Below are 26471 nucleotides of genomic sequence, written 5' to 3' on the forward strand. Positions count from 1 at the left end.
CACAACTGAATAGGCTCCTCAAGGGCGGTCGGCTCATCCCCTCATGAAAGGGGGTGAGATCGGTATGATCATTTTCGGCATGTTGACTGTACTCCTAGCCATACTCAACCTAACAAAAAAGAAATAGACCTCCCTTGAGCTTAGCGGCTAGGAGTAGGTCTATTTCTAACTGACTTGAGCCGACACCCTTGAAGGGGTATCAGTTTTGCAAACGGCCGTAGGTGTTTCCAGCACCTGCGGTCATTTTTTATTTTACGGTATTTCTTGTGAATTTATTCTACCACAAGCTGCCCCAAGTTCTCAACAGCACTTGTGATTCCCCCCGTCCCACTCACGCAACTCAGCCTCTACTTTCTCCTTGCTCAATCCCACGTCCACCAACTCCCTCGATCCTACCGCCAAGCCCCCCATCACCGTGCCCAGCCGCATCGCCTCTTGCAACGTCCTCCCCTCCATCAACCCAACCAGCACCCCAGCAAAAAAGTTATCCCCGGCCCCGTTCGTATCCACAACCTCATACTTCAACGCAGGCACTTCCACCCACTCTCCCGCCGCATAAGCCGTGGCCCCCTGCGCTCCATGCGTACACACCACCAGCTTCTTCCCACACTTCTCCATAAACTCCCGATACCCAGGAAACTGCTCCGAACTAAAAAGCAACACATCTGCATGCTCGATAAACTCATCATAATACGCTCGTTTCCCGTCATACGAATGCAAGTCACACCAGATCTCGCGCCGATGCTTTTTCAACAGCGGAATCAGCCTCTTACAATAAGGCGCGATGTTCAAAAATACCACATCGCTCTCCACAATCAACGCTTCAATCCGCTCCAGATCCAACTCGACATCCTCCGCCGGCGCATGCAAAAACACCGACAGCCTCTCCCCTGTCGCCTGCTTCATAAAATTCACATGGCGCTCCGTCCCGCTCCCGTCCACGTCGTACACAAACGAAATCCCTTCTCGCTCCATGTGCTCCCGAATCAACTGTCCATACCGATCCGCCCCAATCACCCCATGTAAAACCACTGGCACGCCCAGCTTCTGCAACGCCCACGACTTCCCCGCCCCTGTCGATCCGACCGTTTCGTGAAATCGCGCGGCCGACACCGTCTGCGCTACAGGCTCCGGGAACTCCTCCACATCGATCATCATGTTGTAGGACACTCCGCCCAACACCAATACTTTTTTCACATCTTCACTCCTTCATACGATTAATCCAGATACAAATTATGATACGATAGAGTTTCAGAGAAAGCATCCCTGAGGAGGCGCACAGGCCATGAACATTTTTGTAACCGGGGGGTCTGGATTTCTCGGAACTCGGTTGTTGGAGCGCTTGACGGGTGACGTAGAAGCCCCGCAGATCAAAGCGTTGGTCCGTTCGGAAAAAGCCAGACAGCACCTCGCCCGTCTGCCCCTGCAATTTGTAGACGGTTCCTTGGACAACCTCTCCGACTGGGAGCATCACTTGGACGGGGTGGACATCGTGGTCCATGCGGCGGCTCCTGTGGAGTTTTGGGGCTCTTGGGAGTATTTCCACCAGAACATCACGCGTGCGACCGAAGCGTTGCTCCACGCTGCCGCCCGCCACGGGGTGAGACGATTCATCTACATCTCGTCCGAATCGGTGCTACAAGCCACCAGCCCGCTCCTCGATGTCCAAGAGGATCATCCCTACCCGAGCGAGCCAAATTCCTACTACGGCAAGGCAAAAATGCTTGCCGAGCAAGCCATCTTGCAACTCAAAACCGACATGTCTTGCATCATCCTCCGCCCGACGTACATCTACGAAGCAGGCGCACAATCCATACAAGACCTCGCCCAACGTGTACGAGATGGCAAATTCGTCTGGGTCGATGGCGGACGAACGATCATCGAATCTGTTCACGTCAAAAACGTCGTCCAAGCCATCACCCTCGCCTGTTCACATGGCGAGCACCAAGGCATCTACTGGGTCACAGACGGTCGCCCGATGCCTGCGAAGGATCTCCTCACACCCCTGCTCGAATTAGAAGGCGTTCGTCCACTTGCCAAAAGCGTGCCCAGCACGCTCGTCAACCCACTAGCAAGTATGATCGAAGCCCTCTGGCGGTTCGGGAAGTTCCGCTCCCACCCACCACTGACACGCTTCGAAGTGTCATTTCTCGCGATGCCTCGCAAGTACGACCTCACCAAGACCCAGCGTGAACTGGGCTACCAACCTCAAGCTTGGTAAAAAAAACGAACGGCGCCTACGCACCGTTCGTTTTTTCGCGAGTTCCTTCCGGCTTCTGTCCGCGTGACAACCTTGCATTCCCCATCATCAGCACGAACACCAGTGCCAGCACCGCAGGCACGAGCGCCCACAGGAAGGTGTGTGCAATCGAAGACGACAGAGCCGCCGTGATCTTGTCCAGCACCGGAGTCGGGATCTGCGCACGCGCCTCTGGCGAGAGCAACGCCCGCGGGTCGTTGCCGAGGTTATTCCCACTGGCATTCCCCATGCCCGCTAAGGCTTCCGTCATCCGGTCACTGAACAGATTGCGCTGCAAAATCCCGTAGACCGTGACCCCCAGCGTCATCCCAAGCGACCGCATGAACGTGTTGGTCGAACTGGCCGACCCGCGCTCGCGCATGCTGAATCCTTCAATCGCCGACATCCCCAAGATCGAGAACGAGAACCCGGCGCCAAACCCGGTCAGGATCATATACATCGTCAACATCGTGCGGGTCGTATCCGGCGTCAACGTGCCCAGCAGATAGACCCCTGCGATCATCACGACCGCCGAGAACATCATGATGTTGCGGTACGGCATCCGCCCCGCCAGCTGCCCGCCGACCTGAGCTGCCACGACCGAACCGACCGTCATTGGCAGCAGGATCAGACCTGAATTGGTCGCGGACCCCCCGAGCACACCTTGTACGTAGATCGGGATGTAGACCGTCGCCACGATGAACGCCGCGCCGTAGAAGAAACCGACTGCGTTCGAGGTGAAGAACGTGCGGCGCTTGAACATCTTGAACGCGATGATCGGTTCCGCTGCCTTGGTCTCCGCGATCAGGAAGCTGATGAACAACACCACAAATCCAGCGAACAGACCGATGATCTGCGGAGAATCCCACGCGTATTGGTTGCCGCCAAACTCCAGTCCAAACATCAGGCAGACAACCGCACCGACCAGCGTGAACGCACCGAGCCAGTCGATTTTTTGCTTCACTTTTTGCAGTGATTCCTTATAGAACATCGCGATCAACAGCAGCGAGATGATCCCGATCGGCACGTTGATGTAAAAAACCCAGTGCCAGGAAATCTTCTCGGTGATGTACGCGCCCAGCAACGGGCCAAAGATCGACGACGTGCCAAACACCGCGCCGAACAGCCCGGACATCTTGCCCCGCTGTTCCGGTGGGAACAGGTCGAACATGATCGTGAAGGCGATCGGCATCAACGCGCCGCCACCGATCCCTTGGATCGCCCGGTAGAGCGCCAACTGTTCAATGCTCTGTGCAATCCCGCAGAGCATCGAACCTGCGAGGAACACGATCAGGCCAAATACGAAAAACCGCTTGCGCCCGTACATGTCGGACAGTTTGCCAAAAATCGGCATGCCCGCCATCGCGGCGACCATATAGGCGGAAGTGACCCAGACGAACTTGTCGAGTCCGCCCAGATCGGAGACGATCGTCCCGATCGAGGTCGCGACGATCGTGTTGTCCATCGCAGCCATCAAGATCCCGAGCAAGAGGCCCGCGACGACCAAGCCTAACTTGCTTTGTTTGGTAGCTTCCATGCTTGTGGTTTCACCCTTTCCTGGCAATCTCCCGCTCGACCCACTGGATCGAACTCACGAGCCCGTTCCTGCGGTAGTCGATCATCCGCAGTCCGTACACGCGCTCCTCATCCGGGATGTGCGGGTTGTTGCTAACGCTCTGATAGATCCCTTTGATGTGCTCCTCGTTGTACTCCAGATACTCCAAGTACTGCTGGAGACTGCTCTGGCGCACCTCAGGTGTCACATGCGAGAAGTACAACATCTTCAATTGAAAGACCACTTCCGTCTCCAGGTTGTACTCGAGCGGTTCCATCATCAGTTCTTGAAATCGTGCCCGCCCCGCTTCCGTCAATTCGTAGACTTTGCGCGGCCGACCGCCCTCTTCCTGCCGGTGCTCGTAGGGAGAGATCAACCCCTCGCCTTCAAAGCGCCGGATCATCGGGTAGAGACTGCCCCAACTAATCTGTCGCACCGGTCCAAGCGCGGACTTCAAGATCGCATGTAACAGATAGCCGTGCTTCGGTCCACTCAACAGCTCGCCGAGAACGTACAATTCGTACATGCCCTGCCTCCTCTTGTATCGCATCGATATATAACGTCACGATATACATTATAGGTAGTTTTGCCCCGATTGACCATCGCTCATGAGATTGATTCTTGAAAACGTAACGCGGCTCACTTTTTGGGCATGTTACAGTGGTAGTGAGGTGATGAACCAAGTGATGCCGTCTCTGTTTCTAGGTCACGGTTCGCCGATGATTGCGGTCGAAACCGGTCCCTATGTTCAATTTCTCCAATCGCTCGCGTCCCAACTCCCGCGCCGCCCACGGGCGATCGTTCTGTTCTCCGCGCATTGGGAAGCGGTCACACAGCAAGTCTCCCGTGTCGAGTCCCACTACGACACAATCTACGACTTCGGGGGTTTCCCTGACGAACTGTATCGCCTCACCTACCCAGCACCGGGCGATGTGACGCTCGCCGACGAGATCAGCGAACTCCTGCGCGAGGCTGGCCTCTCGTCGATCCCCAACCCAACACGCGGTCTCGACCACGGGGCATGGGTTCCGCTGCGCCACGTCTTCCCCGATGCCGACATCCCGGTCATCGCGATGTCGGTCAATTCACGGGCGACGGGCGAGGTCCACTACCAGATTGGAAAAGCGCTCGCGTCCCTTCGCGCGCGCGACGTCCTGATCATCGGCAGCGGTGGCACCGTCCACAACTTCCGCACGATGAAGTTTCCAGAGGGCGAGGGCGCGGACGACTGGGCGGTCGAGTTCGACGAGTGGGTCATGCGCCAGATCAAGGATTGGAACTACGAAGCCTTGGGGAATGCTCGCAGCACGCACCCGCTCGGGATGCACGCAGCGCCAACTCCCGAGCATTACATCCCGCTGCTCTACGCGATGGGAGCTGCCGATGACACGCGCCAAGGCAAGCGGATCTACCACGGCTACTCGCACAGCAACCTCAGCCTGAACTGCTGGCAGTTTTCGTAAAAAAAGCCCCGGCCGCGCGCGGTCTGGGGCTTTTTTTAGCCCCGACGGGCTATGTTGCAATGTCGGCTGGATGGGGTATCATGGTGGATGTACAGATGGAAAGGAGTGTGCCCGATGAAACGATTGCTTCCGCTCTCGGCCCTGCTGTTGCTCACCGGCTGTTCCTCCGGCTCGTCCGGCAACACCGTGACGCTGGTCGACCAAGAGTCGAACGGATACACACTGTTCAAACAAAGCTGCGCCGGTTGCCACGGCGACAATCTGCAAGGCCGTGCAGGTCCTAACCTGCAACACGTCGGAGGCCGACTGACCCCCGACAAGATCACCCAGCGGATTCAGCTCGGTGCCAGCGGAATGCCTGCGTTCCAAAACAAATTGGAGGACGCGCAGATCACCGAACTGGCAACCTGGCTGTCCAAACAGAAGTAAGGCAGAAGGAGTAAGGGGGCAAGACCATGCTGAAAAAATACTGGTTCCCGGTCGTCGCCTCGATTCTGGCGTTGACGTTGCTGATCGGGATCGGATCTTGGTTCTGGTGGGGGTACACGCGTCTCGACGTGCTGGACAAGCCACCAGACTTCACGCTGCAAAACCTCGACGCTCAACCTGTCAGCATGCACAGCATGACGGGCAAAGTCCGCGTCGTCGAGTTTTTCTACGCAAACTGCCCGGACATCTGTCCGCTGACGACCGCCAACATGGTCACGCTGCAAAAGCAATTGAAAGCGAAGGGACTGTTCGGCAGCGACGTGGAATTCGTTTCGATCTCCTTCGACCCCGATCGGGACAGCGTCGAGGTCTTGCGTCAATACGCCGACCGGATGGGGATCGACCAGAGCGGATGGGTAATCCTGCACGGAACCCAAGAACAAACCTTCCAAGTCGCCAACGACTACGGGGTGCTGCTGGAGAAAAACACCGACGGCAGCTTCACGCACTCCACGCGCTCGCTGTATCTGGTCGACCGCACCAACAACGTGCGCGGCCAATACCAGATGGGGGCAGACATGCCGACCGACAAAGTATTGGACGACATCCTCAACCTCGTGAAGGACAAAAAGTACTAAGCCAAAAGCCCTCTCTCGCCTCGCGCTAGAAGGGCTTTTTTTCATAAAAAAAAGACCGACCCCATGCGGATCGGTCTACTGTTTCTCGCTGATCGCCGTCTCGGTTTCAGCGTGGCTTTTCCTGTGTCTGCGCTTCTCCAAGCGGCGTTCCATATAGATGGCGAGCAATTTGCGAATCGGGAGGTATACGATCAGCCCGAGTGCTGTCCCGACGACCATCCCGCCGACGGTGAGGTCGAGCGCATCGCGAATGATGTGGATCATCCGATTCATCCAATGACTATGCGTGTGTACCCCCGCGAGGACATGCTCAGGTACGAGCCACGACCCGACCATCCGATTGAAGAACGCCATCGGGAGGTAGATGATCTTGCCAAACAAAAACCCGATCAGTGCAGCCGGAAGACTGGCACGAAATAAATAGACGACCGGCAAAATCAGCAGTGCGGCCAACCCGAACGTCGGCAAGGTGAACATCTCGATCGCCAACCCGATGGAAAAGCCCTTGGCTACGATCGAAGGTCCACCCTTGGCACGCAGCAGTTGCAAGTATTTATATCTCGCCCAGCGCTTCAAACGGGCGTAACGTTCTGGATACTGCATCGAATGTCACCCTTCCAAGCCGTGCTATGCTCCTGTTACCAGAGTAGCACAATTGCCCACCAAATATAAGAGCACATCCTTGGAAGGGACATGTCGAGCTTGTTACCATTTTTCGAACATTTGAGGTTTGACCTGCTCTCGTACAAGGTCTACTATGGAGTCGGAGGGAGGAATCGCAAATGCCTATACATCGATGGAAAAAAACTGCTACGTTGATGCTTGCTTGTACATGCACGTTGCTTGTGGGATGCAACACCGCACCCATTCAAGGGGCGGCAGACAAGCCCAACGTCACCATACCGGCCAAACCGGACACAAACACAGCGCAAACTCCGAACACGGACACCCAAGCACAAGCCCAGCAACCAACTCCTGCACCTGCACCTGCGCCAAAACCCCAGCAGAACCAACAACCTGCCACGCAAACGCCGCAGTCGGACAAGCCTCAGGGGTACCCGCACGACCCGGCGACGACGCCCGACAGCATCACCGTGCTGGTGAACAAGGAATCGCCCGCCCTGCCCGATGGGTACAAACCAGCCGATCTGGAGAACGATCCGAACCTGCCGTTTATCTTCTCCGGGTATGACGAGAAGCGCTTGTTGCGCAAGCCGGCCGCCGATGCGTTAGAGAAGTTATTTGCAGCGGCAAAAAAGGACGGGATCTACCTCGCCGGAGTCTCAGGTTTCCGGTCGTATCAATTGCAAAAGAGCTTGTTTGATTCCTATGTGAAGCAACAGGGCGAGGCCGAAGCGCGCCGCTACAGCGCCGTCCCCGGTCATAGCGAGCACCAGACAGGACTCGCGATCGACGTCTCCGGCAGCAGTGGGGCCTGTGCCGCAGAGAACTGTTTTGGCGACACTCCAGAAGCCAAGTGGATCGCCCAGCACGCCCCTGAGTACGGCTACATCATTCGCTACCCCAAGGGCAAGGAAGCGATCACCGGGTATGCCTATGAACCGTGGCACATCCGCTTCGTCGGTGTCGATCTGGCGCAGGAAGTCACGCAGAAAGGCCTGACGCTGGAGGAGTACTTTGCCAAGCAGTAGAGAGCGGGACCCGCGAGGGTCCCTTTTTACGGGAGATTCCTTATGAAACCGATCCGTTCCTACCAGATCTATTACGGCCCGGTCACCCCGCTGGTGCAGGAGCGCTTGTCCGGGCATGACCTGCTGATCCTCGAACCTCGTCATGTCGACAGTCAGACCGTCCTCCAGCTCAAAAGCGCTGGGGCGCTCGTCATCGGCTATCTCAGCGTATTGGAGACGCCGACGTGGAATGAGCAACGGTTCGCACGGCTGCAACCTGCGGATACGCTGACTTTGCAGGGCCAGAAAGTCCACTTCCCCGAGTGGGACTCCTATCTCATGGACATTCGCCAACTCTCCTACCAAGCGACCCTGTTACAAGAGGTGCTCGACTTGATCCTCGTCAAACAGATGGACGGCGTGTTCCTCGACACGGTCGGGGACTTGGAGGAATACGTGCCAGCAGGGCGCTTGCGGGACGAGATGATGACCGCCTATCGCGAGTTCCTGCAACGCTTGCGCACGCTGGCACCCGATGTCCTCCTGATCCAAAATCGCGGCTTCGACACGCTCCCGCTCGCCGCCCCCCATCTACAAGGTCTGCTCTGGGAGGACTGGCGCGGCGATCTGCTCCCCCATCCGTGGGTGCAGGAACGCGTGCAACGCCTGCGCGGGCTCCATGTCCTCACCGTCTCGCCGCACGACGATCCGATCCACGCCGCGACCTCCAAACGACAGGGGTTTACCCACCTGACCCGCAGTACCGATTACCTACTCCTATAAGCGAACCCCTCCTTTGGGCACATGAAAAAAAACCTTCCGTTCTCCTGAACGAAAGGTTTTTTCCGTTGTGCGGGTTGCTCCTCATGAGCCCGCAGTTTCGCTTAGATCGCCTTCGTGCCCCTGCGCCCCATCGCTTCCGTGTAGACGAAGCAGGATTCGCAGGACTTGCCGTGCGCTTGGCAGTTGTTTTTGTTGACATCCCAGCAGTTCAGATGCGTCTGCCCATACGCCGGACAGGTCGCACAGACCTCCGCAGACGAGCATGTCATCTCCCAACACGGGCCCAGCGCCCGATCGGTCGTGCGGATCGCACCGCGCTTGCGTTGGAACCAACGCACCAGCGCATCGACCGCTTGCGGGTCGAGCTGTGCTCCGGCCGAGGACTTCAACAGCTCCAACGCCTTGTCAAACGACAGCGGCGTGCGGTACTTCCGGCCATTGATCTTGGCGAGGAACGTCTGCACCACGGCGATGATCCGCGCTCCGACCGGTATGTCCGCACCGCGCAACCCGGCCGGATACCCGTGGCCATCCATCCGCTCGTGGTGGTAGCGGATGTTGTCAGCAACCGACTTGCTGCCGATCAACATCTCGACGATCTCGGCCCCGACGTCCACGTGCAACTTCATTTTTTCATACTCGACTTCGGAGAACTTGCCTTCCTTCAAGTACAGATCCTCCGAGAGGCCGAGCACGCCGATGTTGCTCAGATAGGCGGCCAACGCCACTTCTTGGATGTCGCGCTGCGAGAGACCCATCTCTTGCGCGATGATGATCGAGTAGCGGCTCATCAACTCCGAATACCCGACGGTGTACGGGTTCAGGTCGTCGATCGTGCGCGAGAGCAACTTCATCAGCTCGACATAGGAATTGGTCATCGGCTTGATCGAATTCTGAATCCGCAACAGCTTGGTCAACTGCTTGGACAGCGAACGGATCGAGGTGGACAGTTGATCCTCTGTCAGCCCGGTCTCCATCTGCGCGTCCACCCGCGTCACCATCAGCCCGCTGCGCACGCCGTCGATGAATTTGCCGATCAGCAAAAGTTCATCACCATAGCCATTCATCAAGCCTGCGAGCATTGGATACTTGCTATCCCCTTTGCGCACCACCGCCACTTCACGGTGTTCGAGCGCACGCCAGAGTTGCGTGCCGACCTCTCGATTACGCAGGATCTTTTGCTCCTGTTCGCCCGTCCAACCAAACAGCACCGGCACTTGGAATCCACCTGTCTGTTGGAACATCACGAACCCATCCACGATGCCCATCGACGTGGCGAACATCCCGAGCGCTTTTTTCATGACCGCTTCGGAGTTCAACGCCATCGAGGAGACGGAGCGCAGCGCATGCTCACTGGTCACGACGAGGTCGGTCTGGATCTTCATACGATCCGTATCGACCAGCATATCGACGACTTGCGGAAGCAGGTCGTTGACGAAGGTCAACTGCGCGCGTGTCTTGCCCGAGATCGAGGAGAGCGGGCCGATGCGGATCAGGCCTTTGCCGCCCTTGATCGGGATCGTCAGCAACGGCACTTCGCCTTCCTTGATCAGTTCCATCGACTGCCCGGCTGCGTTGGCTGGCAGCGAGATCGGCGGCTGGTAGGTCTCTTTTTTATCAGGTGCCAAGCGGTTGTACGAAGGTGCCGCTTTTTTCCCCTTGTCGTCGTGCAGGTGACGAACGGCCTTCAATAAGTACTTCTGTTGGGCGTCGTCCATGACGTAAAACGCATATCCATAAGCGTCGAGGATGCCGCTGTAGATCTCCAGGATGATGTTCAAATTGTTCTCCACCCCGGCGGATGGCTTCACATGCCGCAACAGGCGCGTCGTCTGGTCCAGTTGCACAGCGGCACGGCGGCGCACCCGTCGTTGCCAGAGCAGCAGGACGAAGGAGAGCAGGAACAACGCGCCAACGGTAACGAGGATCAGCTCCATATACGTGTGGTACAAGTCGAGGACTTGAGACAACATCTGTGGCCGCCTCCTTTCTAGCTTACAAGCTCGGCTCCCCCTCTGAGGTCACCGCCGCTTGCACATGTGGATGGATCTGGGGATCGATCTCCAGATGTTTTTGCACCGCCACATGCTGAGCGACCTGTCGAAGCTTGGTCTGCAATGTCGAGATCTGAATCGATTGGTACAACACCATAATCAGCAGAATCAATGTCGAGAACAGAAACAGCAGGGACGGCGGATAGTCGATGCCCAGCCACTTCGCCGCGCTGTCCACCCACAAGGGATTGGCCGACACGAGCAGGATCGCCACCGCGCTTGCCGACCATGCGATCACGTTCCACTCGCTGATCTTCTTTTTCAAAAGCAGATACAGCACCACCATGACAAACGCGACGCCACAGGAGAGGAGGAATAGTTTGAGTTCAATGCTCATCTTAGGACACCCGCTTTGTCAGTTTGTGATGAAGGAGCACGATAAATATTGCCAGGGAAATTTTCACCATATACAACAACGGCTTGAGCCCTGCATGCATCGAGACACCCGCTTCGCGGATGCGCATATGCGCCGGAATCTCCCGGATGCGATACTTGCGCAGAATCTGTTGGATCAGGATATCTGCGTCTGGAAAGTCGGCCGGAAACCGATCCCGCACCGCATAGTACGCAAACACCTTGGCCGAGATGCCACGCAACCCAGAAGTCGGGTCGCTGACTTTCTGACCGGTGGTGGCTTTGATCAGGTTGCGGAAAAATTGGACGCCAACCTGCTTGGCAGCTCCCGTTTTGAACGAGGTTCCCCCTTCAAGATACCGTGAACCGATCACGATGTCCACGTTGCCTTTTTCCAACTCGCTCATCAAGAGCTTGAGGTTGCTCGGATCGTGCTGCCCATCGCCATCGAATTGCAAGACGAACGAGTACCCTTTGGCGGTTGCATACTTGTATCCGGTTTGCAACGCCGCACCGTACCCTAAATTGTAGGGATGGGACACCACCGTCACGGGATATTGACTGGCAATCCAGGCAGTCTGATCTAGAGATCCGTCATTGACGACGAGAATGTCTGCTGCCAAGCCTTGCGCGAGAATTCCTTGGAGGACTTTTGCGATGTTTTCTTCTTCGTTATACCCCGGAATGATGATGAGAAATTGATTCATGTGGAGCACCCATCCTCCCTTGTTTTTGTAGATCCCCATTGAGCAAGAGCAGGATGGCCAACGCGTTCACCCACGCGCCAACAGCGGCACCATACCCCAGTGCGGCTGGCCCGAACTTCGGTGCCCCGAGCAGGTCGCATCCGATCGTGACCAGCATCGCCAGCAACCCGAGCACCGCTGGCACGCGCATCCGTTCCACCGCCATGTAATAGCGCAACCCGACCGCCGCCAACGCCTGTGGCACGATCGAGAGCGAATACCCAGCGAGGATGTCAGCAGTCGTGCGCAACGATTCGTGGTCGAAGGACCCGTGTTGCAACAGCAGTGCGACGATCGGCACACGCCCTAGATACAGGACGAGCGACATCGGCACGGTCAACAGCAACGTGATCTTGATCGCTCGTGTCAAAGCAACTCGCACCTGTGCAGGATTGCGTTCGCCCACAGCCCGCGCCATCGCCGGCAACAACACCGTCGTCAGCGCCGCTACGAACACCCAGTTCGGAAACTGCGCGAGACGAAACGCATAATTCAGCCCGGCGATCGTCCCGCTGCCCAACAGCGAGGCGACATGTCGCTCAACCATATAGACGAACTGCGAGCAGAACAGGATCAGCAGAAACGGCGCGAACGTGCGCACGACCCGCAACAGATCGTCCTGCTCGCGCCACAGCCCTCGCCAGACCGCAGACGAAAACCACTCCCGACCTCCGCTTTGAAAAAACGCCCTGGCGAGCAGGGCCGTCATCCCCACCACACCTGCCGCAATGCCGATCGCCGTCCACCACGCCCCTTGTTCCTGCTCCGGTTTCACGATCAGCAACAGCACCAGCGCCAACAGAAACCCCGTGTTGAAAAGCACCGGCCCCAGCGCGGGAACTTTGAAGTTTCCCTGCGCTTGCAACGCACCGCTCGCGATCATGCACAACGGGAACAGCACCATCGTCGGCAACAGCAAGTTCAGCAGACTGCGTGTCAGCGCGAACACATCCGCATCCATCCCGCTGCCGAGCAGTTGCAACACCGGATCGCGGAGCACGAACACCAGCAGACAACTGAGGCTCGACAGCAGCACCGCATACACGCACAGTTGCAGGAACACGCGGCGCAAGCGCCCGGTCTCACCCTGCACCAACAGCTTGCAGAACATCGGCACACAAGCCACGCCGATCGCAAACGCCATCAGGTTGTTCCCCAGCGTATCCGGGATGAAAAAGGCCAGCGTCAGCGCATCCGCCGCCGCTGACGTTCCGAAAAACGCCGCCTGCAGCAAGTCCTTGCCAAAGGCCACCGTCGCCAACAACAAGTTGATCAGCGCCAGCATCCCCGCATCCTGCTTGGCAAACGCCACCCCTCGGGCGTACCAAGCGCGCATGATGTTCACGCCTAACGCCCTCCCGCCAGTGCGGGCAATGCGATCGGCGGATAGTCCCCGCGCGAGGCGATGATCTCGCCCATGGTCGTGAATTCAAATCGTTGTAACAACCGCTCCAGTTTCTTTTTGGTGGAGTTCAGATTGTAATAATGGATGAATTGGATCAGCGGCGAGGCCGGGAGCCGCGGTTGTTGCGGATCGACCTCCCACGGATGTACGTAGATGAGACCGGAACGCTCGCGATTGACCTGGCGCAGCGCGTAGATCAGAAACCACGTGGGCAGCGAGCGCAGATAGAATCCGCCGCAGAACGGGACGGTCACACCGGCTTTTTTCATGACGGTCGGCGGGAATTCGAGGAGTTCCAACTGCTCGTCGTTGAGAATCGGCAGGAACGGCGTATGCGGGGCTCCGGCGACACCAGACAGCGGCGTGCGGAACGGCTGGAGGCTGGAATCACAGTGAAAGCCCTCCTCCGCCAAGATCTTCAACGCCTCGTAGCGATCCGGTGTGATCGACCAAGACGGGGCGCGGAACAAGCGCACAGGCTTGCCCGTGATGCCCTCCAAGATCCGCTTCGAATAGAGCAGGTCTGCACGGAATTGATCGAGCGACATCGTGTTGATCATCTGGTGCCAGCCGCCGTGCGAGGCGACCTCATGCCCCTGTCTGGCGATCTCCTCGACCAGTTCGGGATGGCGTTCTGCCACACAGCCGAGGATGAAAAACGTCCCCTTCACCCGGTAGTGTGCAAACAGATTCACCAACTCCATCGTGTTCGCCACGACGCGGTCTTCGTACTGATCCCACGTCGAGGGATCGAAGGAAAAGTCGCTCGTCATGTACCAATCCTCGACGTCGACCGTCAATGCGTTTCTCATCTCCAGCTCCCCCTACCTCTTGAACATCATCTTCCAGACTTTGCGATCGAACAGCAACCGCGCCACCGCCAACGCGAATCCCAGCGTCGGCAGCGGATCGTGTCGGGACCAGATGTCATCTCGCACCTGCTTGGCCCAAAACGGCGGGTTCAACTCCCGCCGCAACGGATTCGCTAGCACATGCAGGATGTCGCTTGGCAACAAGTTCCGGCAGATGCGGCCGACTTCATACTGGTGTACCGCGTTCACATCTCCACCCAGAGCCGCTTGGCACAGCAGGTACGGAAAGTCCACGCCCGCCTGCACCGCCATCTCCAGCGAGTTCCAGAATCGAGGGTTGATCTCCATCAGCTTCGGCACCCCATCACGCGGGTCGCGCATGAATTCGACTTCGACGACACCCTGCCACGGCACCTGTTGCAAAAGCGCCACGGACAGCTCCACCAACTCCGGCATCCACACGCTCTCCTGCACCGTGCTCGGGCCGATGTCGACCGGGTAGTGGCGCAGTTCTTTTTGGACAAAAGACGCGCGGAGCTCTCCGGCGCGGTTGTAGAGCAAGCAGACGTCGAAGCGGTCTCCGGCCGGGATGAACTCTTGCAGCATCGGACGCGGGTACTCGACCTCGATCTGGCGGTACATCTGGCACAGCTCCTGTGCGTTCTGGACCACGCGGATGCCACGCGACCCTGAGCTTTTGCGCGGCTTGATCACCAGCGGGTAGCGCAAGTTCGGCGCCAACTGTTCGACTTCGGCTGCATCGACCGGCCACAGCGTTTGCGGGTGTGGCACACCCGCTTTTTCCGCGAGTTGCATCGTCAGGTACTTGTCGGAGGTTTGGTTGTAGCTCTCCTGTGACGGCACCAGCACGGTCGTCAACGCTTCAACTGCGGCTCGATGTGCCAGCACGAACTCCAAGGCATGGTCATCGCTTGGAATCAACAGGTCGAAGCGTTGGGAGGCGAGCGTTTTGAACATCCATTGCGCGTAGGCCTCCGGTTGTTCAACGGGGTCAGGATGTACCCAAGCCCCTGCACTGTATTTTGAAAAAGCAGACGGTGTGAAGCGTGTGCGGTCGGCTGTATACGCCTGTAGCCCTTGCGAGCCCAACGAGCGAGTCAGCGAAAGCGACTTGCGCAGCAGACCGTCTGTGATCAACACGGAAGCCATACGACACCTCATGTGCTACGAATTTAGCGGGGCCTCTAGTGGAGCCTCGTGAGCCCTTAGTGGGACTTGCCCCAGAGTTTCTGCTGCTTGGTTTCCGTGTCTTCTTCCTTGTGCAGGTGGTAAATACACAGGGTTTCGTCCTCGTAGAACACTTCGAGCTCCGCGTGGTGGGACTTGTAAGTTTCGATCCATTGCTCCAACTTGGCATTCTCCTGCTTGCGCTGTTCATACTGCGGGGCCAGCAGGGTATAGACAGAGTTGGACGTTGAGACTTCGAAGACTTGCTTTTCATGGTAGAGATAGATCTCATTGGGCAAGTTCGGATCGGGCTGGTCCCACCCATAGTGCGTCAAGGGCGGAAGTGTCGGATCGTACCGGTCGAGGAAATCCTTCATATAGATGTGGTACCCATTGCCTAGCACCAGCGAGTAGCCTTCATTTTGCGAAATCACCGCCCACGTTTTCGGGCGATTGTGCTCGGCAATCTGCAAATACTGCTCGACACCGTGGTTCCACTCCATCTTGTATGGATCGATCAGCTCCAATTGCGTTTGTCTGACACAGACCACGACCAGCCCGACACAGACGATTCCTTGCCACACGCTCAGACTCCGCATCCGTTGCAGCGGCAGGAACAGGGCATGCAAGCCGAGACCCACGGAGAACGGAATCGCCATCGCCCACAAACTGCCCGTCCGCGTGGCGAGCACCAAGCTCTGCGTGACGGTCGGGGCGACATAGTAGAGCACGAACGACGCCGCGATGATCAGGATCGCGGTGAACTCGAACACTTTTTCCCGAAATGGTTTGCGGCGGAACAGGAAGGCGAGCACCAGCGGTACCAACGCCGCCAACGCCAGCCCATCCCACAGATGCAAGTCTGGCAACGTGACAGACACTTTGCTGGTCAAAAATTCCTCCGACGAGCCGTGGAGTCCACGTCCGAGCAGTTCCCCGAGTCCAAATGGCAGCAGGGCGATCACGACCGCCGCCGCTCCAACCAACGTCAAGTTCCAGACCCGACGCCCCATCGTGCGCAGGGACAGCACGAAGCCGACGAACATCACGACCGCGAGCCCCATGCCTGCGTAGGCAAAGACCAGCGTATGCACCAACCCAATCACCGACAGTCCGGCCGCTCCGGTCCACAGATCCTCACGCTCACCGCGTTGCAGATACTTGGCGAGGAAGTAGAACACCGGGAACACGAACACCATCGCAAATTCCTGCGAGTTGGTGGTGGCTTGGCGAATCCAATCCTGCCCGTGCAAAGGCACACCGGCCAGCCCGTACAGCACCGCCGCCGCGATCCCTGCCCAACGGTTGCCCGTCCAGCGCGAGACGGCGAAATACAACCCGTAGGTCGTCAGCACCCCATTCAGCGGGCCGGTCAACTTCAGGACGTAGAGCTGGTCGATCGCCGCGAATTTGTGCAGATAGGCGAGCGTGATGTGAAAGCCTTGCGGATAGATGCCGTCGTGGAACAGCACGCGTTGTTCGATGTACTTCATCCAAGCCAGCGTCACATAGCCGTCCGACATCGCCGGTGCCGCTTGCGTCAGCGCATCAGCGAAGCGCAGATAGGCCGCGACACCCAACACGAGCAGCAAGGCCCCAGTCGTCCACCACGTGGCGGTCGGACGAGCACGGAAGCGTTCGAACACTTGCTTCCGCGTGAGACGGGCCCGCAACCGCTCCCAGTTCTGTCTGAGTTGGAAGCCGACATCCAACGCCTCGTAGAACATCAAACCGATCGCGGTGAAGGCGTTCATCCGCGCCGCCTGCGCGGTGCGCTTGAGATAATGTCGCGAGGCGTACAACCCGAGCACGGCGAGGATCGCCAGCACTTCGAACAGTTTCAACAGCACCAGCACATACCCGATAACGATGTAGACGAAGACGATTCGCAAGTAGCCGGCCATCCAGCGGTCCGCGTTGGCCGGCAACTTGAACAACCACTTCGGAATCCACACCATCAGCAACAACAGAGCAAACGAGAAGTGGAGAAGTACATACAACTGATTGCCAAACGATGTGTACATCCTTCCCCTCCTTACGAAGCTGCGTAGACGTAATAATCGAGGTGCTTCATCAGATGCCGCACCTGACGATAGGAGAGAAATGAGAAGAGACAGGCCCCGATCAACAGCCCGAACACCGCCCAACTGAAGTCACCCCAGCGGCTCAACAGGAACGACAGCACCACGTTGGCGAACACGGCGGGCACAATCGCTTTGTTGACCAGATTCGGCTGCGAGATCGAAAACAGGATGACCGCGTTCATCAGCCCCATCGCCATGATCAGATAAGAGACGACCGCTACGTAGAACACGAAGTAGGTCTTGGGCGTTGACATCAAATATTTGCCCGAGTGCGCGTAATACGTGTCATTGAGGAAAAACACGACAAAGATCACCAAAACTCCGCTGATCAGCGATGAGATGCCCGTCACGCCGAGCCACTTGTGGTAGAGACTGAGGAAATGCTTGTTGAGCTTCTCCGTTTCGAAGCCCCAGTAGCCTTTTTGACTGGCTTCCAGATCGAGCATGATCCGGTTGACGACCACCTCACTGACCCCGAGCGGCAACATCAGCACGATCAAGGCGAAGTCCAACCCCAGTTCATACTCCCCGCGGAACCAGATGAAGTACGGCATGAACTCGCTGTTCGCTGACCACGCCATGATGCGGTCGATGTACAGGAACAGGAAGTAGAGAAATCCATACGTGAAGTACGGCATGATCGAATAGACGATGATCGAGAGGCGGGGCAGTTTCGGTGCGATCCCTTTCTCTTCCTTTTTCTCTTGCTGTTTGAAAAAATAGATCGCCAAGATCATGCCGCAGATCGCCACGATGACAATCGAGATCAACTGGGCGACGAGGATGTCCCAGCCGACCCATTGGAACAGGATATAGACGATCAAGATCCCGAGCGCGATCAACCCGGAGAAGGTCATCTCGCGGCGCAGGATGTACATGACAGTCACAGAAAGCCAGATACTGGTGAGGAAGGTAAAGTACAAGACCAATAGGAGGAACAGATCATAAGGCAATAAGTTAAACACCAGATTGATCACGTAGGCGACGATTCCGATCAGCGCACAGACCAAGTACCCGATCCTGATGAAGTAGAACGTGATGCGCCGGCCCATATTGTAGTAGCCTTGAAAGAGGTAAAAAAATCCCCGCCGGGCGATTGCCTGCGTAAAGCCTCCCACGACGAGGAAACTCAAGATCGTGCCGAGCGCAATCACGGTAGCGAGATCGACCGACAGATATTCATAGGACCACAGTGAAAATTTCAAGACCAGCATCGACTCGACGGAGATCGCCATCGGCAGTGCGAACAGCAAGCCGCGCAGGAAACTGCGCAACATCTCCATCGTCAGTTGCAATTTGGTGCGTTCCTCCGGTTTGGCGAATCCCGCGTAGACGATTTTCTGCTGCACCATTTCCCACAGTTCTTCTGCGAGGTCAAAAACGCCCTCGACCCCGAATGTTTCCGCAACCCGTCGGTCGTTCCACCCCATCGTCTCCAACAGGGCGGCGATCTCGAAGCGGTCCTGTGGCGAGATGTTTCGCTCGAGCAGTTCTTCCAAGAGGGCGTCGATCCGCTCCTGACGGCCCATGTGCTTCATCGCTTGTCGTCGCTGACGCCCGCGATCTTCATGCTCACGATCAGGTCGGGCAAGCGACCTGCTTTTTCCGCGAGGTCAACCATCTCCGGGGTGATCGTAGCACCTTTGGAGACGATCAGTCGGCCTTGGATGTCATGCAGGTCTTCCCCAGCGAGCTTGCCGACGATGTATCGGTTGCGAATCGACATGATCTCCGTGGAGACCGCTTCGCTTTCCTTGGACTCCTCCGGTTCGTAGACAGGAGACTCAGGTACGCTCGGCGGCGCAGCTTGCGGGATGTCCTCCGTCAGCCAATCTTCTATCGGTTCAACAGGCAGTGCGGCGGAGTCGTATGCCTCTACTTCGTGCCCGACATAAGGCTGGATGTTGCCCCAAAAGGCGGAGGAGTGACTCAGTTCTGCCGTGCCCCCGGCGATGTTCAGTTTCGGGGAGACCTGTGGAGCGGCTGCCATCTCCTGACGAGCCAACACCTGCGGTTGCGCTTCGATCCGCTCAGCGGCGGGCGCGTTGCGCACTTGCGCCGCTTTTTCCGCGATCGATTTGACTTTGAACTGGATGACTTTGTCGTGACGGAAGCCCTTCGCGGACGGTTGCTCTGGGGCTGGATCAGGCGTTAGGTCAGGCGTTGGATCAGGTATTGGGTCTGATGTTGAATCAAGTGTCACGGCTCTGGTTTGTTCCTGCGTGGCGCTCGGTTGGCTCTCCACTTCTTGCTCCTGCTGTTCTGGCACGGACTCTGGTTCGTACAAGTTCGCAGGCACGTTCAACTCCGGAGCCAGCGCTTCGAGAACTTCGAACGAGGACGAGGTGAATTTGTGCATCGTCGCGCCGAACTCTTGGAGCATCGTGTGCAGGACTTGGTTGTAATGATCGGTCTGGTGCTCGATGCCGTCGATCTTGCGGCGGTGCTCCGCTTGCTTTTGTTCCAGTGCGCGTTGGAGGCCGGCGATCTCTTGTTGGGTGTGTTGTTTCATCACCTGCAACACATCCCCTGCGCGTGACATCATCAATTCGTGCAAGTGCAGTCGTTCCGCATGGTCGCGCTGAGCGGCGAGCAGAGTGTCGCGTTCTCGTAGCAGTCTCGCGTTTTCCACGCGCTGGACTTGTACTCTGGCTTCCAACTCGGTCAGTTGCTGATCTTGCAAGTTGCGCAACTGCCGCAGATAGGCCGAAACCTTGTGCGGGTCGAGCCCCCACAGGCCGCTTTTAAAGTCCGGACGTTCCCCCATGCTCTCCCTCCTTTACTTGCTGTTGCAGATTGACTTCCAATTGCTTGAGCTTATCCAACACTTGATGCACGACCGATTCCTTGTGCAGATGGGTGACCTCCAACACTTCCTCTTGCTTTTCCTCGAGAAGCTTGATCTCCTCCAGCATCTCGTACACCTCCCGCGTCTGTTCCAGATGGGCTTGCAACAGCATCGTCGCGATCTGCTCATCGGCGGTGTTTTGCATCGATTCCTGTAAACTTGCAATCTCCGTGTGGAGACGGTCATTGGATTGAGTCAGTTCCTCAAGCTCCACCTGCAGGTGCCGAATCTTCTCATCATGCTGGGTCTGCAAGGTGTGGATGACTGCATCGACCGAATCCGGGGCGTACCCCCAGAGTGATCGTTTCGTGATTTTCGGCATCCAGGCTTCCTCCTCGCTTAGGCGATCTCACGCGCACCGCGATCCAAGACTTGCAGGATCGCCGTGACTTTCTCCAGTTCTTGAAACGCTTCGTCGTACTCGCCCAGATGGTTGTGCGCCTTTGAGAGTTCGGTCAGGATCACCGGCGTATACGGTGAGTTGGGCCGTTCCTTCAGGGCCGCGCGGAACTGGGCGATCGCTTCCCGGTAGAGCTGACAGGTCATCAGCGCCATCCCTTTGTCGAGCAGCAACTTCTGCGCCGCCAGCGTATCGACGCGACGCAGGATCGGCATCCGTTCCTCGGCGCGCACCGCCAGTTTCACATAGCTTTTCAGATGCAGGTCGATCATCTTGTTCAGGGTGAAAAAGTTCAGCGCCCGCTGGCGGGCTTCCTTGCCCAGCATGTCGCGCAACTCCGCGTTGTTCAGCAGTTTGAGGATGCCGGCTGCGACTTCCTCCGGCTTGCGCGGCGTCGCGATCAACCCGGCATCGCCGAGCGCCTCTGTCACCCCGCCGACATCGGTCGCCACGACCGGTTTGCCGGTCATCATCGCCTCGATGACCGAATAGGGAAACGCTTCGGAGATGCTTGTCAACGCGATGATGTCACCACTATGATATGCAGCTGCCATATTGCTTGTATGCCCTGCAAAAATAAATGTGTCCTGCAAGTGTAACTGTTCCCATAATTCGATGCATTGATCGTAGTATCCTTGGACGGAGACCGACCCATAGACCACGAACTTCACCGCAGGGAACGCATCGCGCACGAGCGCCGCCGCCTGCAAGAACGTCAGCACATCCTTCAGCGGGTCGATGCGCGCCACCATCACCACGGTCAACACTTCGTTTGTCGACGGCGGGGCCTCCACAAAAACATTGGGGTCGATCCCGTTGTAGATAACCTTGACCCGATCGACAGGCACGCCAAATCGCGTCTCCCAGCGGGTGTTGTATTCACAGACAGGCGAGACTTGATCGGCAAACGCATAGTTCGTGGTTGTCAACGATTTGACGAACCGGATCAAAAATGTAGTTAAAAAAGACGAATAAGGCCGCTTCGAGAGCGCCAAGTACTGTTCGCGCAGATACACCCCGTGCTCGGTGAGCATGAAGGGGGTTTTGTTGCGAATCTTCGCGATCACGCACGGGATGCCGCAAAATGCCGCCGCCGTGGAGTGCGTGACGTGTGTGTCGGGGATCGGTGTGTTGACGATGTTGAGAAAGCGGTAGACCCAGCCTAGACTTTGGACGAGCCCGTAGACGTCCGGCTCACTCAGGCGGTGTCGTTTGTCAGCGGCGAGGCGCAGGATCAGTTCTTTATAGATCTCCCAAGTCGCTTCCGACTTGAAGCTGAGTTTGTAGTCATGCTCTTGAAAATAGTTGTACAACTCCACGAGCAGGTTGCCGAACCTTCGCGGGTTCTTGACCTCGCTGACGATCTCGTCGATCAACTCGACGAACAAGGGGATGAATCGTTCCCGAACGGTGCCATCCGATGTGGATTTTTTCGGCAGATAAATCTGCTTGAACGGGATGTTCAGGTGTTCCTTGGGCTCCTCCGTCCCCCACAGCGGCACGGTATGCATCTCGGCATGCTCAGGCAGGCCGAATTTCTGCGTGATGAAGGGATTGGCTGTGATGCTGTAGATGACAAAATCGACCATATCCATCTTGTTGACCAGCGTCTCACACCACGTCGAGACACCCCCTTGGTGAAAAGGGTACGTGCCCTCGGTGGAGAGCAGAATCTTGATGCGATCCGACAACGAACTCACCCCCTTTTTTTTCGAATATACATGAGACTATTGTACCATTTCGAAAATCTGCGGTATACGATTTTTAGACAGGAGAGTGTAACCAATTTCATCTATCCTTAACTCGTGAAATATTGTTTTCAATAGCATGAGGAGGAATAAAAAAAGTTCGTATCCTAGTACTAGGATACGAACTTTTCCCTCGTTTGGATCACCGTTTCGCCAACAACGCGTGGAAATTTTTTCAGATCACATCCAGCAATCCGGTCTGTCCGGCCATGCTATACACAAACAACCGATGCAACGGACGGGTCATCGCCACATACAACAGCTTCACATCGAGATCATCTGCGGTGTACTGCTCCTCCAGATTCACGATGAACACCGCATCAAACTCCAATCCCTTCACCACATAGGACGGGACGATCACGACATCGTTGCCGGCGTAGTCTTCCTTTTCATCGAGGACTTGAATCGAGAGGTGGGTGGCGAGCGCGTCGAAGCGCTCTTTGATACGCTGGCACTCCGCCATCGTCTTGCCGATCACCGCCATCGAGCCAAGCCCTTGCCCCTTCAACTCCAGCACATCGGCGAGCACCTGCGCGATCAACGCCTGCTCCTCTGTGAACACTTCCTGTGTCGGTTGCTCCCCATGCCGGACAACCGGCTTGGCAAGCACCAGACCTGGCGTGTTCGAATGCACGATCACCCGGTTTGCGAGTTCCATGATCTCCACCGTCGTCCGGTAGCTCTGCTCCAGCACGAGGTAGTTGCAGTTCCCGCTCGGGAACACCTCGCGCAACACTTCCTCCCAACTCTGCACGCCACGGTAGGAGTGTATCCCTTGCGACAGGTCACCGAGAATTGTGAACATCTCCGTACCCAGCACTTCCTTGAGCGTGACCAGTTGAAACACGCTGTAGTCCTGCGCTTCGTCGATCACGAGGTTGCGAATCTTGAACTCTTCCTTTAAACCGAACAGCTTGTGTTGTAGATAGAGCAGTGCAGGCGTGTCTTCCAGCTCCATCTGCTTTTTGTCCAACAGCGCCGTGGTATACGTCTGGAGGTATTGCAGCGATTCATCGGGCAGCCCTTGCAGGAATTCTCGGTAGTGTGCGATCAGGTCCTGCTTGGGGAACTGAGTCATGTACTCCTTCACCAGCGTCTTGGAGAGCGCCTCGACTTTTTTCAGCAGGTTTTCCTTGGCATCCATCAGCTTGACCACCTGCGTGCGGCGCTGCTCAGGCACTTTGTAGCGGGCAAACGCTTGGTCGATCTCGTGGTCGTAGTGATCGACAATCTCCTGAAGCATCTGTTTTTTCTTGACCTTCAAGCGGTCTGCGAGGATCTTCTTGATCTTCTCGACACGCTTGTAGATCGGCAGGCGCACGTAGTCCTCGCGGAAGAACTTGCGCAGGTCTGCCACCGCATAGAGCATGTGCTTGCCGAGCTTGAAATCCTTCTGTGGCAACATCCGCACCGTCAAGGCTTCGAGGTAGTCGTCGATCTGTTGCTTGTACGCCACAGACCCTTTGTACAGCGAGACGAATTTCAGTTGTTCGGTGTCCTCGTCTCCGTTCAAGAACCGGAACAGCCGCTCGTTCGGGTCGGCGAGATTGAGTTTTTTCCCCAGACCTTCGCTCACGAAGTCGATGTAGGTGGTTTGGCGAACCGCGTCCACCCCGAGTTCGGGGAGCACGTCGGCGATGTATTTGAGAAACAGTTGATGTGGGGCGAGGATCATGAACTGGTCGGGGTTGAACTTGTCCCCATAGGTGTAGATCAGGTAGGCGATGCGGTGCAAGGCGATCGTCGTCTTGCCACTTCCGGCCGCCCCTTGGACGATCATCGGGCGGTACATCTCCGCACGGATCACGCGGTTTTGTTCTTCTTGGATCGTGGAGACGATGTCCTTCAGACGGCTGTCGGCACTGCCGCCGAGCGACTCTTGGAGCAGTTCGTCACGCGTGGTGATGTCGATGTCGCGGAAGTCCTGCAACTGCCCTTTGTCAATCGTATACTGCCGCTTGCGATACAACTCGCCGCGCTCCGTCCCGGTCGTCGTCTCGTAGCTGATCTCCCCGATGCGGCCTTCGTAATAGACGTTGGCGATCGGCGAGCGCCAGTCCACGATGACCGGCTCCTGCGTGTCCGGGCGGAACAGCGACGCTTTTCCGATGTAGAGCGGTTGAATCGTCTCTGTATGCTCAGGTCGCACATCAATTCGGCAAAAATACGGCCGTTGCTGCACTTGTTGCAGTTGACGCAGACTCTGTTGGGTCATGTCGAGAAATTTCGCGCTGGTCAGCAACGCGATGTAGCCTTCCGAGCTATCCAAGGAATTTAAGCGTTGGTACGCCTCCTTGATATCGGCGCGAAATGCATCTTCGTTATGCTCGCTTTCATGGAGCACGAATTGGATGTATGTCTTGGTCTCTTCCAGCCGTTGCAACTCATGGTCATAATCACGATGTTGTTCGATCGTCATAGACCCTCCTCATTCTGGCGACTTAGTTCGTCTGCCGTAGTGCTTACACGCGTCAATTGGCTGGATCTGATCTTCTCCAGCAGGAACTCATCAGCTTGGATGTGCATGCAGTTCACCTCGAGGTTTACTTTGATTGGGGAATCCTCCCTATTCTGCACATTACGGGAAAAATCCTGCAAGCAGGACTTTGTAAATTCTGCACGAATATAGATAATTAATTTAATAAAGTTAGGAGGATTCAGATGAGTGTCCAAAAACGCTTCGCTTCTGCACTGCTTTCCTGCTTGCTGTTGGTGTTTGCCATCATGGTCAGTCTGCCTCCGCACGCTGCTTCTGCTGCTGTTGGAACTTTCTTTAACGTCATCAACCAAGACGGTGCCGACCCGTGGGTCTACAAGCACACAAACGGCTACTACTACCTGACCAAGACGACGGGCAACAACGTCACCCTCTGGCGTTCGCGCACGCTGACCGGGCTGGATGCCGGCGACAGCAAAGTCGTGTTCACCCCACCCGCAACGGGAGCCAACAGCCAAAACATCTGGGCCCCGGAACTGCACTGGATCAACAACGCGTGGTACATCTACTACGCGGCCGATGATGGCAATAACAACAACCACCGCATGTTCGTCCTGCGCAACACGTCAGCCGATCCGTTCAGCGGCACGTGGACAGATCTCGGCAAAATCTACGATCCCGCCAACGACTATTGGGCGATTGACGGTACCGTCCTGAACGTCAGCGGCAAGTTGTACTTCATCTGGTCAGGCTGGCCGGGCACGGCCAATGTTACGCAGAATCTCTACATCGCCCCGATGGATACGCCGAACCACATCAGCGGCGCGCGTGTTCAGATCTCCGCACCGACCTACGCTTGGGAAACGGTCGGTTCTCCGACCGTCAACGAAGGCCCGGAAGTGTTGGTCAAAAACGGCGTGATCTCGCTGGTCTACTCGGCGAGCGGCTCGTGGACCGACGCCTACAAACTGGGCATGTTGACCGCGAGCACGACCGCCAATCTGCTCAGCCCCACCTCGTGGACGAAGCGCAGCACGCCGGTGTTCCAAAGCGGCAACGGCGTCTACGGTCCAGGTCACAACTCCTTCACGAAATCGGCTGACGGCACCGAAGACTGGATCGTCTACCATGCCGCACGTTTCCAAGGCGCAGGTTGGACGCGCAACATCCGCGCACAAAAGTTTGGTTGGAACGCCGACAACACGCCGAACTTCGGCACCCCGGCAGCACCGAACACGCCGATTGCCATCCCGTCCGGCGAGCCGCTCCGCGACCGCTATGAAGCGGAGAGTGGCGTTTTCGCCAACGGCGCCATCGCCGTCACCACCCCGACGGCATCCAATGGTGCGAAGGCCGGCTACCTCGACAATTCCACCCGCTCGGTCGAAGTCACCGTCAACGTTGCAAGCGCCGGAACGTATGTGCTCTATGCGCGCACCGACAACGGCACGACGGGCGGCGCGTGGGCGACACACAGCCTGTCGGTCAACGGCGGCGCTGCCAGCCTGTTCTACGTCGCCAACTCCGGCTGGGACAACTGGGGCACCTCGACCGCCCGCGTGTACTTGAACGCCGGCGCGAACAAGCTGAAGTTCAGCGGCAACTCGAATTTTGCTGAACTCGATTGCCTCGACCTGTTCCCGTACCAACCGTAATG

General features: G+C 57.0%; 23 protein-coding genes. 7 read left to right on the plus strand and 16 right to left on the minus strand.

Translation table 11 applies throughout. The features are described 5' to 3' along the window. Positions 1-300 precede the first annotated feature (300 nt). Positions 301-1197 carry a carbohydrate kinase family protein gene (locus C7459_RS05965; protein ID WP_109687371.1) on the minus strand — a complete coding sequence of 299 codons (897 nt, stop codon included), beginning with the start codon at positions 1195-1197 and terminating at the stop codon, positions 301-303. 88 nt (positions 1198-1285) lie between these two features. On the opposite strand from C7459_RS05965, the gene C7459_RS05970 reads away from it, so the two are divergent. Further along, complete coding sequence (locus C7459_RS05970) at positions 1286-2221, plus strand: NAD-dependent epimerase/dehydratase family protein (RefSeq protein ID WP_109687372.1); 936 nt, start codon at positions 1286-1288, stop codon at positions 2219-2221. A gap of 16 nt (positions 2222-2237) precedes the next feature. Here C7459_RS05970 and C7459_RS05975 read toward each other — a convergent pair whose 3' ends face one another. Further along, the gene (locus C7459_RS05975) at positions 2238-3776 is read right to left on the minus strand and encodes an MDR family MFS transporter (RefSeq protein WP_109687374.1); all 1539 of its coding nucleotides are present in this window, start codon (positions 3774-3776) and stop codon (positions 2238-2240) included. A 10-nt stretch (positions 3777-3786) separates the two neighbouring features. After that, positions 3787-4320 (minus strand): PadR family transcriptional regulator, encoded by a 534-nt coding sequence (locus C7459_RS05980; protein ID WP_109687377.1) that lies wholly within the window; start codon positions 4318-4320, stop codon positions 3787-3789. Positions 4321-4468: 148 nt separating this feature from the next. Between C7459_RS05980 and C7459_RS05985 the strand changes: the two genes are divergently transcribed. The 3 genes from C7459_RS05985 (at position 4469) to C7459_RS05995 (ending at position 6324) form a co-directional block, all read left to right on the plus strand. Next, positions 4469-5257 carry a DODA-type extradiol aromatic ring-opening family dioxygenase gene (locus C7459_RS05985; RefSeq protein ID WP_342766657.1) on the plus strand — a complete coding sequence of 263 codons (789 nt, stop codon included), beginning with the start codon at positions 4469-4471 and terminating at the stop codon, positions 5255-5257. Between the two features lie 114 nt (positions 5258-5371). Then, a complete protein-coding gene (locus tag C7459_RS05990) occupies positions 5372-5686 on the plus strand; it encodes a c-type cytochrome (protein ID WP_170119302.1) in 315 nt (104 codons plus the stop codon). A 26-nt stretch (positions 5687-5712) separates the two neighbouring features. Then, complete coding sequence (locus C7459_RS05995) at positions 5713-6324, plus strand: SCO family protein (RefSeq protein ID WP_109687381.1); 612 nt, start codon at positions 5713-5715, stop codon at positions 6322-6324. Between the two features lie 75 nt (positions 6325-6399). Here C7459_RS05995 and C7459_RS06000 read toward each other — a convergent pair whose 3' ends face one another. Continuing rightward, on the minus strand, positions 6400-6927 hold the full coding sequence (locus tag C7459_RS06000; protein WP_109687383.1) for a DUF2062 domain-containing protein: 528 nt from the start codon (positions 6925-6927) through the stop codon (positions 6400-6402). Between the two features lie 179 nt (positions 6928-7106). On the opposite strand from C7459_RS06000, the gene C7459_RS06005 reads away from it, so the two are divergent. Further along, positions 7107-7976, plus strand: a complete 870-nt coding sequence (locus C7459_RS06005; protein WP_245884410.1) for a M15 family metallopeptidase — start codon at positions 7107-7109, stop codon at positions 7974-7976. 42 nt (positions 7977-8018) lie between these two features. Beyond that, positions 8019-8738: an endo alpha-1,4 polygalactosaminidase gene (locus C7459_RS06010; protein ID WP_109687385.1), complete on the plus strand. Its 720-nt coding sequence runs from the start codon at positions 8019-8021 to the stop codon at positions 8736-8738. A gap of 101 nt (positions 8739-8839) precedes the next feature. On the opposite strand, the gene C7459_RS06015 is transcribed toward C7459_RS06010, so the two are convergent. From C7459_RS06015 to helD, 12 genes are all read right to left on the minus strand, one after another. Further along, complete coding sequence (locus C7459_RS06015) at positions 8840-10711, minus strand: HD-GYP domain-containing protein (protein ID WP_109687387.1); 1872 nt, start codon at positions 10709-10711, stop codon at positions 8840-8842. Between the two features lie 22 nt (positions 10712-10733). Beyond that, positions 10734-11129, minus strand: a complete 396-nt coding sequence (locus C7459_RS06020; protein WP_109687389.1) for a DUF2304 domain-containing protein — start codon at positions 11127-11129, stop codon at positions 10734-10736. A gap of 1 nt (position 11130) precedes the next feature. Next, positions 11131-11853, minus strand: coding sequence for a glycosyltransferase family 2 protein (locus tag C7459_RS06025; protein WP_170119303.1), 723 nt, complete (start codon positions 11851-11853; stop codon positions 11131-11133). Next, entirely contained in the window at positions 11819-13228 is a 1410-nt protein-coding gene (gene murJ / locus C7459_RS06030; RefSeq protein WP_245884414.1) for a murein biosynthesis integral membrane protein MurJ, read from the minus strand. The genes C7459_RS06025 and murJ overlap by 35 nt, the downstream gene beginning before the upstream one ends. 11 nt (positions 13229-13239) lie before the next feature. Beyond that, entirely contained in the window at positions 13240-14109 is an 870-nt protein-coding gene (locus tag C7459_RS06035) for a DUF3473 domain-containing protein (protein WP_109687395.1), read from the minus strand. A 12-nt stretch (positions 14110-14121) separates the two neighbouring features. Next, on the minus strand, positions 14122-15279 hold the full coding sequence (locus tag C7459_RS06040; RefSeq protein WP_170119304.1) for a carboxylate--amine ligase: 1158 nt from the start codon (positions 15277-15279) through the stop codon (positions 14122-14124). 56 nt (positions 15280-15335) lie between these two features. Continuing rightward, a complete protein-coding gene (locus C7459_RS06045; protein WP_109687399.1) occupies positions 15336-17321 on the minus strand; it encodes a hypothetical protein in 1986 nt (661 codons plus the stop codon). Between the two features lie 11 nt (positions 17322-17332). Beyond that, positions 17333-18919: a hypothetical protein gene (locus tag C7459_RS06050; protein WP_109687401.1), complete on the minus strand. Its 1587-nt coding sequence runs from the start codon at positions 18917-18919 to the stop codon at positions 17333-17335. Next, complete coding sequence (locus C7459_RS06055) at positions 18916-20148, minus strand: hypothetical protein (protein WP_109687403.1); 1233 nt, start codon at positions 20146-20148, stop codon at positions 18916-18918. Before C7459_RS06055 ends, C7459_RS06050 begins: the two co-directional genes overlap by 4 nt. Continuing rightward, on the minus strand, positions 20126-20551 hold the full coding sequence (locus C7459_RS06060) for a hypothetical protein (RefSeq protein ID WP_109687405.1): 426 nt from the start codon (positions 20549-20551) through the stop codon (positions 20126-20128). Before C7459_RS06060 ends, C7459_RS06055 begins: the two co-directional genes overlap by 23 nt. A gap of 17 nt (positions 20552-20568) precedes the next feature. Further along, positions 20569-22320: a GT4 family glycosyltransferase PelF gene (gene pelF, locus C7459_RS06065; protein WP_170119305.1), complete on the minus strand. Its 1752-nt coding sequence runs from the start codon at positions 22318-22320 to the stop codon at positions 20569-20571. Between the two features lie 232 nt (positions 22321-22552). Further along, positions 22553-24796 carry an RNA polymerase recycling motor HelD gene (gene helD, locus C7459_RS06070; RefSeq protein ID WP_109687409.1) on the minus strand — a complete coding sequence of 748 codons (2244 nt, stop codon included), beginning with the start codon at positions 24794-24796 and terminating at the stop codon, positions 22553-22555. Between the two features lie 242 nt (positions 24797-25038). Between helD and C7459_RS06080 the strand changes: the two genes are divergently transcribed. Beyond that, the gene (locus C7459_RS06080) at positions 25039-26469 is read left to right on the plus strand and encodes a family 43 glycosylhydrolase (RefSeq protein ID WP_211320347.1); all 1431 of its coding nucleotides are present in this window, start codon (positions 25039-25041) and stop codon (positions 26467-26469) included. The last annotated feature ends 2 nt before the right edge of the window (positions 26470-26471 follow it).

This window comes from Tumebacillus permanentifrigoris (assembly GCF_003148565.1).
Classification (GTDB): Bacteria; Bacillota; Bacilli; order Tumebacillales; family Tumebacillaceae; genus Tumebacillus; species Tumebacillus permanentifrigoris.